At 55.8% G+C, this 11102-nt stretch carries 11 protein-coding genes; 1 reads left to right on the top strand and 10 read right to left on the bottom strand.

Annotation, left to right across the window (positions count from 1 at the left end):
• Positions 1-5: 5 nt before the first annotated feature.
• Positions 6-1670 carry an electron transfer flavoprotein-ubiquinone oxidoreductase gene (locus ACTH5D_RS15530; RefSeq protein ID WP_441672820.1) on the top strand — a complete coding sequence of 555 codons (1665 nt, stop codon included), beginning with the start codon at positions 6-8 and terminating at the stop codon, positions 1668-1670.
• 74 nt (positions 1671-1744) lie between these two features.
• Here the strand turns inward: ACTH5D_RS15530 and ACTH5D_RS15525 are convergent, their stop codons facing one another.
• The 10 genes from ACTH5D_RS15525 to acpP all read right to left on the bottom strand — a co-directional run bounded on the left by ACTH5D_RS15525 (position 1745) and on the right by acpP (position 11071).
• Positions 1745-3955, bottom strand: a complete 2211-nt coding sequence (locus ACTH5D_RS15525) for an ATP-dependent helicase (protein WP_441672816.1) — start codon at positions 3953-3955, stop codon at positions 1745-1747.
• Complete coding sequence (locus tag ACTH5D_RS15520) at positions 3952-4524, bottom strand: DUF1285 domain-containing protein (RefSeq protein ID WP_441672814.1); 573 nt, start codon at positions 4522-4524, stop codon at positions 3952-3954. Before ACTH5D_RS15520 ends, ACTH5D_RS15525 begins: the two co-directional genes overlap by 4 nt.
• 38 nt (positions 4525-4562) lie before the next feature.
• On the bottom strand, positions 4563-5393 hold the full coding sequence (locus ACTH5D_RS15515) for a TatD family hydrolase (protein ID WP_441672812.1): 831 nt from the start codon (positions 5391-5393) through the stop codon (positions 4563-4565).
• A 57-nt stretch (positions 5394-5450) separates the two neighbouring features.
• The gene (locus ACTH5D_RS15510; protein WP_441672810.1) at positions 5451-5786 is read right to left on the bottom strand and encodes a PilZ domain-containing protein; all 336 of its coding nucleotides are present in this window, start codon (positions 5784-5786) and stop codon (positions 5451-5453) included.
• A gap of 42 nt (positions 5787-5828) precedes the next feature.
• Positions 5829-6815, bottom strand: coding sequence for a DNA polymerase III subunit delta' (locus ACTH5D_RS15505; RefSeq protein WP_441672808.1), 987 nt, complete (start codon positions 6813-6815; stop codon positions 5829-5831).
• Positions 6806-7459 (bottom strand): dTMP kinase, encoded by a 654-nt coding sequence (gene tmk / locus ACTH5D_RS15500; protein ID WP_441672806.1) that lies wholly within the window; start codon positions 7457-7459, stop codon positions 6806-6808. Before tmk ends, ACTH5D_RS15505 begins: the two co-directional genes overlap by 10 nt.
• A 62-nt stretch (positions 7460-7521) precedes the next feature.
• Positions 7522-8529 carry an endolytic transglycosylase MltG gene (gene mltG / locus ACTH5D_RS15495; protein WP_441672804.1) on the bottom strand — a complete coding sequence of 336 codons (1008 nt, stop codon included), beginning with the start codon at positions 8527-8529 and terminating at the stop codon, positions 7522-7524.
• A gap of 32 nt (positions 8530-8561) precedes the next feature.
• Entirely contained in the window at positions 8562-9401 is an 840-nt protein-coding gene (gene pabC / locus ACTH5D_RS15490; RefSeq protein WP_441672802.1) for an aminodeoxychorismate lyase, read from the bottom strand.
• Between the two features lie 6 nt (positions 9402-9407).
• A complete protein-coding gene (gene fabF / locus ACTH5D_RS15485) occupies positions 9408-10646 on the bottom strand; it encodes a beta-ketoacyl-ACP synthase II (RefSeq protein ID WP_441672800.1) in 1239 nt (412 codons plus the stop codon).
• Positions 10647-10837: 191 nt separating this feature from the next.
• Positions 10838-11071 carry an acyl carrier protein gene (gene acpP, locus ACTH5D_RS15480; RefSeq protein WP_008956801.1) on the bottom strand — a complete coding sequence of 78 codons (234 nt, stop codon included), beginning with the start codon at positions 11069-11071 and terminating at the stop codon, positions 10838-10840.
• Positions 11072-11102 lie beyond the last annotated feature (31 nt).

Raw genomic sequence — 11102 nt, 5'->3', positions numbered from 1 at the left:
ACCGGGTGGAAACTGTTGAACGCGATGTAATGGACTTCGATGTCGTCATTGTCGGCGCCGGCCCGTCCGGACTTGCCGCTGCTTGCCGCCTGATGCAACAGGCCAACGATGCAGAGCAAGAGTTCACGGTCTGCGTGGTGGAAAAGGGTTCCGAAGTTGGCGCGCATATTCTGTCAGGCGCGGTGTTTGAACCCCGCGCACTAATGGAACTATTCCCGGACTGGAAAGAGCGTGGCGCACCACTGACGACCCCGGCGATTCGCGACGATGTTTTCTTACTGAAAGACGCCGAAAAAGCACAGAAAGTGCCTAATGCGCTCGTGCCTAAGAGCATGCATAACACCAGCAGCGAGCAGCCACGCTACGTTATTAGCGCGGGCAATCTATGCCGCTGGCTGGGCGAGCAGGCCGAATCGTTGGGCGCTGAAATATTCCCAGGTTTCGCTGCTCAAGAGGTTATTGTTGAAGATGGCGCCGTGCGCGGCATCCTTATTGGTGATATGGGCGTCAGCGCCGACGGCACGCCCAAAGATGGCCATATGCCCGGCATGGAACTGCGCGCCAAATACACGCTGTTTGCAGAAGGCGCGCGCGGCCACCTAGGCAAACGTTTAATCAAAGACTTCTCGTTAGATGCAGGACGTGACCCTCAGCATTACGGCATTGGCTTAAAAGAGCTATGGGACGTGCCTGCTGATAAGCATGAACCCGGGCTAGTAGTACACGGTTCAGGCTGGCCGCTAGATAAGAGCACCCACGGCGGCTGGTTTCTCTATCACGCGGAAAACCAGCAGGTCGTGGTGGGCTTGATAATGGATTTAGGCTATCAGAATCCATGGCTGTCGCCGTTTGATGAGTTTCAGCGCATGAAACACCACCCGGTGCTTAGCCAGTATTTAGAAGGCGGCAAGCGGGTTGCTTACGGTGCCAGAGCCATCACCAAAGGGGGGCTAAATAGCCTACCTAAAATGACCTTTCCAGGCGGCCTGCTCATCGGCTGTGATGCGGGCACCCTCAGTTTTTCTAAAATTAAGGGCCTGCATACCGCCATGAAGTCCGGCCTGGTGGCGGCAGAGAGCGTATTTGAAGCAATCAAAGGTGGTGATGAAGGCGCGCAGGAATTAACCAGCTTTACTCAGAAATGGGAAGCCAGCTGGGCCTATCAAGAGCTGAAGGAAAGCGCCAGCTTCGGCCCTGCGATCCACAAATACGGCACCGTGGGCGGTGGCGCGTATAATTTTGCGCATCAGCTGCTGGGCAATAAGCTGCCTAACGTGCACGATACCACCACTGACTATGGGGCTTTAAAACCTGCGGCTGAGTTTGAAAAGATCAACTATCCCAAGCCGGACGGTAAGCTTTCATTCGACAAGCCTTCCTCTGTGTTTCTGTCGAACACCAACCATGAAGAAGACCAGCCGTGTCATTTGCACCTGGATGACCCGGAGCTACCGATCCGCGACAACTTACCAAAGTACGCTGAACCGGCACAGCGCTACTGTCCGGCCGGTGTCTATGAAGTGGTTGAGGATAGCGCTGGACAGCCACGTTTTCAGATTAACTTTCAGAACTGCGTGCACTGCAAAACCTGCGATATTAAAGACCCTGCGCAAAATATCACCTGGGTGGCACCAGAAGGCGGCGGTGGGCCTAACTACCCCAATATGTAATCCATACCATCAGCCGGGTTACGGCTAGCGCATAGCCGTAACCCGCTGAGCATGCGTGCTGTCTCGCCACGCTATCACAGCACGGATTGTTGCGGCGTTTCCAGCAGTTCAATGGGCGCACGACGTGCAATAAGCCGCCGCCGTCCGGCCTGATCAAAGCGCACATCAATGACCGGATCACTGGTATTTCCCTCTACTGCCGCGATCTCGCCCTCCCCAAACACCGCATGCAAAAGCCGCTGACCGGGATAAAAATGCGTGCCTGCAACATACGCTGCTTTAGCCTCTTCAACCTGCGCCGCGGCAAGCACAATATCGTCACGACCTAAGCGCATTAAATAGCGCTCAACCAATCCAACCGAAGTCACCTGCAACGAAGTCGCTGGCGCACTGCTGCTCGCCAAGCAAGACGCCACGCGCATACTGTCCTGCCAAGCGCTTTCAGCAATAAAGCGACTAGGACGATGGGCGCCACCATCATGAAGTACTAACAGTTGCTCTTGAGCCCGCGTAATCGCCACGTAGAAAAGCCGCCGCTCCTCCTCTAAGCGCTCGTCGCTGAGTGGATTATCGCGACTGTAGTGGGGAAAATCTTCCTCATTGACACCGGCCACAGCAACCAGTGGCCATTCCAGCCCTTTGGCGCCATGTACGGTACTAATAAGCACGCCACCCGCCTGATTCTCTACCGGGCGTTCTAGCAGCTCGATAAAGGCATCGGGATCTTGGACGCTCTGCGCCTGCTCAATCAGCACGTCAAGAAGCCGAACGTCCTCTTCGCCCTTGTCGCGACGCGCGGCGGCCCTCTTGAGCGTTTTTTCCGCGTCAATGCTGTCGACGACATGCCTTAACAGCTTTGCTGGCGGCCAAGCACCCAGTTGAGGCAACTCACACAGCAGCACCCAGCGTTTTTTTAACGTGCGGCGCTGGATTGGCTTCAACTCTGTCAGCATCGGCTCATGCCGCTCTGGCCACTGCTGAGTAGCGGCCAGCTGTTGGGCTAGGCGCTGCAGCCGCTCACGGGCAACAAACGGGGTCGGCTGGGAAAGCAGTAACAAGAGCTGCTGTGGGTCACGCAGAAGACCGGGACGGCGTGATAGCTTTAAATAGCCCGCCAGCGCCTGCACCAGCGGCAGACGAAAGACAAATCGATCCTCTCGCTGAAGGCGAAACGGAATCCCGGCCTGTAACAACGCCAGTTGAAACGGCACCGACAACGCCCAGCTGCGCACCAGCAAACTGGTTTCATTAAGCGCCCGCCCCTGGGCCTGCCAGTCCATCAACGCATCAAGTAGCAAGCGGCTACCTTGACCTACTAGCAGCCGGGTCTCTGGATTATTGGGTGCGGCGAGGCACAGCTGGTTAGGGCGACGCTGATTAGTGGCGATAGCATGATTAGCGGCCAGCGCCAGGGCATGGCCGTGGCGAAAGGTAGTCGAGAGCGGATAGTCGGTAGCATCGCCAAAAGTGGCGGTAAAATTCTCTAGCATGGTATCGGGCTTGGCACCGCGCCACTGATAGATACACTGATTGGCATCCCCGACGGCCATCACGCTGGCGTGAGTACCAACGAGCACGGATAAAAGACGCTGCTGCGCGGCGTTAATGTCCTGATATTCATCAATAATGACGTGATCGAGAAACCCTTCAACGCGATCCCGTAGCGCGCTATCCGCCTCTAAAGCCTGCAGTGGTCGATAAAGCAAGTCGGCATACGTCATTACAGCTTCTGACTCTAATAGCCGCTCTGCTTCGACAAAAGCGGCCGGAAAATAGTCGGTATCGGCATCCAAATTAAGCCGCTCGTAAAGCGCCTCGGGCGTTATCATTTCCGCTTTCACTAAGCCACAAAAGTGCGCCAGGGTTTCAAGCCGGTCGCCTTCCAGGGCAGCATCACGGCGCTCGACGGCATCACGCAGCACATTAAGGCTCGCTTGACGAAGTAGCCTTTCTAACTGCCAATCGGCAGATAACAAATGACGTGAGGCTAGCGCACCCCAGCGACATAGGCTTTGCGTTAAGCGGTGACCCAGCGAATGGAAGGTTCGAACATCAGGCAGCATTTGCCCGGCGGGCGCCATCGACGCTAAACGACGTTGAAAATCATCTTTCGCAGAGCGGTTAAACATTAGCACCAAAATACGCTTGGACGGCACACCGCTGGCCAATAAATACAGCACTCGGGCAGCCATAGTTGTGGTCTTTCCCGCCCCCGCGACAGCCGCTACCCGCGCGTGCCCGGCACTATGATTAACAACGGCTTGCTGTTCAGCGGTTAACTTCACGGCGCCTCGCCTGTTGAATCATCGTCCAGCTGGCCCAGCGCAAACCAGTCTCCGGCGCTAATTAAGCCTATTTCGGTTACGCCATTGCCAACATCACGGGTCTGTGCGGCCTCAACTAACTGGTAGTACACATTGCGATGCAGCCTTGCGGCTAGCCCAAAGCGTACCGGCAGCTGCGGCACTCGTTCACCCTGGGAGTTTAAAGTAACGCTAAGCGGATGGTCGGCATCTAAGCGAACGACGTCATCAAACTGGGTGGTGAACCACCAGGCATCGTCATGAAAGTCGGCTTCAACGGCGACCAGCGGAAGATCTTCAACCTGAACGCGCCAGCGCTCAACTGGCGTCACTAAGCAGTAGCCGTCGGCATCTTGACGCAGCAGTGTTGCCAGCAAACGGGCCACCTTAGTGCGGGCAAACGGCCGCCCCTCGTGCCACCAGGTACCATCAGCATGAATACTTAGATTCATGTCACCAGAAAGCGCTGGATGCCACTCGTCTAAAGGAGGGATAGCGCTGGCATTCTCTTCTGCTGAATCGCGCTGCTGTATCAGTCGATCAATATTCATCACCCACCTCGTTTAATCATGCCGATGGCTCTAGCAGGCTACACAAGTCCCGATTGCGCCAGCGCTTCTTTAACATCTGCGGGGGTATCCGGCGCGGCCGCTCGAAACAGTTGATAAAAATTCGCGGTGGTTTGCATCGCGACTTCATCAACGCTGATGCCCCGTTCTTGAGCAATGCACTCGGCGACAGACACTACCCAGGCAGGCTGGTTGGGCTTACCACGATGAGGCACTGGCGCCAGATAAGGGCTATCGGTCTCAATAAGCAAGCGATCCAACGGCAGCTGGCGGGCCAGCTCTCGCAGCGCCGCTGCATTACCGAAAGTAATAATACCCGAGAGGGAAATATAAAAGCCTAGCCGCACCGCTTCACGCGCCATCGCTAGGTCCTCAGTAAAACAGTGTAATACACCGCCCACTTGAGGGTCGCTATGCTCGCGCAGCAGGGTCAAGGTTTCCTCTTTGGCTTCTCGCGTGTGAATAATCACCGGCAGGGCAAGCTCCCGCGCGGCAATCAAATGACGCTTGAAGCGCTCATGCTGGATTTCAACCGCAACGCTATCGCGGTAGTGATAATCCAGACCCGTTTCACCGATGGCTACCGCGCCGTACTGCTCAGCGGCGGCTTTAATATCCTCAACGCTGGGCTCTCTTTCAGGCGTATGCAGCGGGTGCAGGCCAGCGGAAATCGCTACATCTTGATGATCACGCGCTATCGCCGCTAGCGCAGGCATATCATCTAAGTTGACCGCAACGGCCAGAAATTGACTAACGTGGGCAGCGCGCGCAGCCGCCAAGGTAGCGGCGAGATCGCCTCCATGGGTCTGGTCGGATAAACGATCTAGATGACAGTGGGAATCGACAAACATGCGGGTCTCGACAGCGAAGGAAAAGAAGCTAAACAGTGTTATTCAGAGCAGCGTTATTCAGAGCGTGAACGAGGGCGCGGCGCTATCTAACTGGCCGGTAAGCAGCGTTTCAATCCGTTCACGTACTGATGAATCTTGCGGGCTAAAGTGCACGCCAATACCAGCAATACGTTGCCCGCTAACGCCTTCGGGCGACACCCATGCAACCTGCCCAGTCACTGAGCGACGCTGGCTTTCACCCGGCAACGTGAGTAATAAAAAAACCTGTTGGCCCATCGCGTAAGGCGTTAGCGTGGGAATAAAGATGCCGCCGCGATTCAGAAAAGGCATGTATGCAGAGAGCAGCGTTGGTACATCGGGAACGTTGAGTGATAGCGCTTTCTGAGCTGTCATAGCGACCTCGTTGCATGGCGAGCGATAAGAGCGTTAACGCGGCTATGAGCGTAGCAGCGCCGCCCAACGCACTAACCATGCTTCTAGCACCAGTTGAGGATTGGGGTTGGCCCCCGCCGACAATAGCCGCCGCTGCTCACGGGCGTAGTCCAGCAAGCGAAACCAGTCTTGCACGCGACCATTTTTAACCGCTTGCCGATAAAGAGGCTCAAGATCAGGGTTATGCAGCACCGCCGCATCGCCGGATAAACCCAGGCGAATCAAGTCCTCAAGCCAGGCAATACCGTACCACAAGATGGCATCAATCGCCTGGCGATCCAAGCGAGCGGCTTCTGAAACGGGCTCGGCGCCGCGCACTAGCTGCTCAAAACTGTCGTGAATTTTATGGCGCAGGGCACGCTCTTCCGGCGCCGCCAGCTCAACGGCAAGCAGCGGCAGACCGCCCGCTACTTGCCACCAAAAGTAGGCTTCATCAGCGCTATTAAGCTGCTCAATTAGCCATCCACGGCACGCTTCAAAGGCAACGGTAGGTAGCGACCACTGCTGGCAACGAGAGCGGATGGTAGGCAGCATGCGCGAAGGCACGTCTGACAGCAGGATAAACAGCGTCTTTTCACCGGGCTCTTCAAGGCTTTTAAGCAGCGCATTGGCGGCAGCGATGTTCATTGCCTCTGCGGGAGAAATAACGATGACGCGATAACCGCCCTGCTGTGCCGTTTGCGAGACAAAGTGGTTAACCTCGCGAATGGGATCAATACGAATCTGGCGTTTGCCCTCTTCCGGCGAGACGCGCAGCAGGTCCGGATGATACCCGGATGCCAGCATGGAACAGCTATGGCAGTGCCCACAGGCAAGATCTGCAGGGCCTGCGCATAGCGTTCGGGCGATCAACGCTTCGGCAAGCTGCTGCTTGCCAACGCCATGGGCACCGTTAATGAGGAGCGCATGGGGCATCCGCCCCCCGTCAGCCAAGCGGATTAACTGCTGCCAGGTGGCTTGATGCCACGGCATAACGCCAGTTAATACCATGCAGCAACCCGCGCCATTAGCGCTTGACGAATTTGTGTTTGAACGTTGTCTAGTGTGTGCTGAGCATCAATCACGGCAAAACGCTCGGGCGCCTGCTCGGCACGCGCTAAGTAGGCGTTCCGCACGGCCTGAAAGAAATTGGCGTGCTCTTGTTCAAAACGATCCCGCTGCTCTGAGCGGTCATGTAGTCGTGACTCTAGGCGTTGCTTCGCAGCTGCCTCAGGCATATCGAGCAGCAGCGTTAAATCGGGCGCAAGCCCCTGCTGAACGAACGCTTCCAATACGGCGATGCGCGCTACGGGTATGCCACGACCGCCGCCCTGGTAAGCAAAGGTAGCATCGGTAAAACGGTCGCACACCACCCAGGCGCCCCGGGCCAGCGCAGGGAGGATTTTTTCCGCCAGATGCTGTGCTCGCGCAGCAAACATCAACAGCAGCTCAGCGTCGACATGCAGCGGCTCTAGAGGGGCGGGGTCCAGCAGCAATGCGCGGATAGCTTCGCCGCGCTCGGTGCCACCCGGCTCGCGGGTACGCACCACCTCCAGACCCTGGGCTTCCAAATACTCGGTGACGAAGCCTACATTGGTGGATTTTCCCACGCCCTCACCGCCTTCCAGCGTAATGAAGCGTCCACGCTTGGTCATCGTGCTTCCTTACTGTGGTGACAAACCGTCAGTGATCAATCATTGGCGAAAGATCCCGACGATTATCGATTACGAATATAGCGATTGACGGCATTATTATGCTCACGCAGCGTACGCGAGAACTGGTGGGTACCATCCCCACGGGAAACGAAGTAAAGCGTTTCACCCGGCAACGGATTCACCGCGGCCTCTAACGACGCGCGCCCCGGCATGGCAATGGGTGTAGGCGGCATGCCGTCAATCACATAAGTATTGTAAGGCGTTGCCTCACGCAGGTCAGCGCGGGTAATCCGCCCGTCATAACGCTCGCCCATACCGTAAATAACCGTTGGATCTGTTTGTAAGCGCATGCCTTGCTCCATGCGCCGTTTAAACACACCGGCAATCTCATTGCGCTCCTGCGGCGCACCGGTCTCACGCTCAATTAACGAGGCCATAATAAGCGCTTCGTAAGCAGACTCAATCGTTAAATCATCGCCGCGCTCTTCCCAAACGTCGTCAAGAATACGCTCCATGCGCGCCAGGGATTGCCGCAAAATATCCACATCGCTCATACCTAGGTGATAGCGATAGGTATCGGGAAAAAACCAGCCTTCCGGAAATACGTCGTCGCGGCCAAGCAGCGTCATGACCTCGGCATCGCTCATATCGGCTGTACGGTGTGCAAGCTTCGGTGCGGCATTCAGCTGCTCGCGCATTTGCCGAAATGACCAGCCCTCAGGAATAGTCAGCGAGTAGGTCACGACCTTATCACTGCCCAGCAGCGCCATCATTTCCAGCCCGCTCATTTCAGGCAATAGCTGGTACTCGCCGGTACGTAAACGCGGCATACGCTCTGGCTCAACTTTCGCCAACAGCTGGAATGCCCAGGCATCGTTTACCACGCCTTGCGCTTCTAGTTGCGCAACCACTTGATTGAATCCGGCACCAGAAGGAACCTGGTAAAGCATTGGCGCATCTAGGGCGAGCGGCGCATTTAACCGACTCTGCCAATAAAAATAGCCACCCACCACGCTTGCAGCCCCAACGACCACTAGTACTAACAAAGCGGTAAATAACCGTTTCACCATGATACCTCGTTGAAAATTGCGGGGCGATATACCTAACAGGATTCTGGCGCATAGCCTAATAGATGGTGTGCCAAACGCTGCAGAGAATCCGCTTTACATGCAGGCCAGCGCTTGAGCACCGTGCCGTCGGCTGCCAATAGCGTGTTAACGGGCCACATACCTTGGACAGAGTTCGCCACCCAGCATTGCTCTACCGCCGGCAATTGACTCAGCCGCAGCGTTGCTTGCTTTACAGCCCCCTGATCCATCAATGCGGCACTCAGGGTGCCCGCAACACCGCACTGGTCAGTCAGCGGTGTAAACACCTCCCCCAACTGCTGCCAAAACACGTTCATGCTGGTGGCCTCCACGACCACATCGTCGCTATCGACGAGCAGGCCTTCAGCGATACCCGCATCGTTCCACTCTTGGCGAGCCAGCACGTTTTCTAAGCGGTTAAGGTGTTTTATACCCGCCAGTCGCGGCTGACGACTTAGGCGAAGGTCACAAAGCCGCACCGTGACCCCCGAACACCAGCGCTCAGCCGACGGCTGGAATGGCGTTCGTCGGCTGAGCAAGCGCGGCACTACTGTGTCCGGCTGAGCATAGCCGCGGCCACCACTGCCCCGAGTAAGGATGATTTTCAGCACTTCCAGTGTGGCCGTCGGCGCACCCTGCCATGTCGCCTCAAGCGACGCTGGGCAAGGCACGTTGATACCCAGCCGCTGGCACCCTTGCCTAAGGCGCGCCATGTGGTAATCCCACAAGACGGGCTTGCCCGCGCGCAACAGCACGGTTTCAAACACGCCGTCACCGTAAGCGAGCCCACGGTCATTGAAGGGCACTTGACCCTCAAACGCAGGCTCAACAGTTGACAGCGGGGGCGGCATCATCGCTGACTAAACTTTCTTAAATAGCAGCGAGCCGTTAGTACCACCAAAGCCAAACGAGTTGGAAAGCGTCATATCAATACGCATGTCACGGGCGGTATGCGGCACGTAATCAAGATTGCAGCCTTCCTGCGGGTTATCCAGATTAATCGTTGGTGGCGCCACCTGATCACGGATAGCCAAGATACAAAATACTGCTTCTACCGCACCAGCCGCACCCAGCAAATGCCCAATCATTGATTTGGTCGAGCTGACGGCCACGCTATTAGCGGCATCACCCAGCACGCTTTCAATAGCACGGCTCTCGGCTAAATCCCCGGCGGCCGTCGACGTTCCATGAGCATTGATATAATGCAGCTTGGACACATCTATCTGGGCATCTTTAATCGCATTGCGCATAGAGAGCGCTGCGCCGCGACCATCTTCGGGTGGCGAGGTCATATGGTACGCATCGTCACTCATGCCGAACCCCACTAGCTCAGCATACATGTGCGCGCCACGGGCTTTGGCATGTTCATACTCTTCAAGTACCAGTACACCGGCACCGTCAGATAATACAAAGCCATCACGATCCTTATCCCACGGGCGGCTAGCAGCCTGCGGCTCATCATTGCGCGTGGAAAGCGCGCGTGCGGCAGAAAACCCGCCCAGACCAAGCGGCGTGGTGGCCATTTCTGCGCCGCCACAAACCATGACGTCAGCATCGCCATAAGCAATCGTACGCGCGCTGTAACCAATATTATGCGTGCCTGACGTGCAGGCCGTCGTAATTGCAATATTGGGCCCTCTAAAACCATGCTGAATCGCCATGTTGCCGGAAATCATATTGATGATAGAGCCTGGCACAAAGAACGGTGACACCTTACGAGCGCCGCCTTTATTCAACGCGTTGTGGTTATGCTCAATCATTGGCAAACCACCAATGCCTGAGCCAATAGCCACACCGATGCGATCGGCATTTTCTTCGCTGCACTCGATGCCGGAGTCTTCAACTGCCTGGGCACCCGCTGCCATGCCGTATTGGATAAACAGATCCATCTTGCGGGCATCTTTAGGGTTCAGATACGGGCTAATATCAAAGTTTTTAATAGAACCACCAAAGCGCGTGTTAAAGCCGCTGGTGTCGAAATGTTCAATCGGTGTAATGCCACTTTTGCCCGCAACAATGTTAGCCCACGACTCATCAACACTATTACCCACCGGAGTCACCAGGCCTAACCCAGTTACCACTACCCTTTTCCGTGCCATCTGCTTTCCTCCATGCATCCATGGTGATGCAACCCACCTGGGTCATTTGCTGCTTAAATTTGGTCAATAGTATAACGGACTTTGAACGTTATAAGCATTGTTGCAGCAAAGCAAAAAAGCCGCCCTGCGAAAGGACGGCTCTTAAGGCGGGTGCTAGCACCCCACCCAGGTTCGATGCATCGATACAGCCCTTACTGGTGGGCGTTCACGTAATCGATGGCTTCTTGAACCGTGGTGATTTTTTCAGCTTCTTCATCAGGAATTTCAGTATCAAACTCCTCTTCCAAAGCCATGACCAGCTCAACGGTGTCGAGCGAGTCAGCACCCAAGTCTTCTGTAAAAGAAGAACTGTTTTGGATGTCTTCTTCTTTTACGTTCAGGCGTTCTGCTACAACTTTCTTAACGCGCTCTTCAATAGTACTCATTAACGTACTCCAGTCGTTCACATTAGCCGTT

Source organism: Halomonas sp. (assembly GCF_052095695.1).
In the GTDB taxonomy this organism is placed as follows: Bacteria; Pseudomonadota; Gammaproteobacteria; order Pseudomonadales; family Halomonadaceae; genus Vreelandella.
The sequence above is the reverse complement of the archived record's forward strand: the minus strand, read 5'-3'. Positions and strand labels throughout refer to the sequence as shown.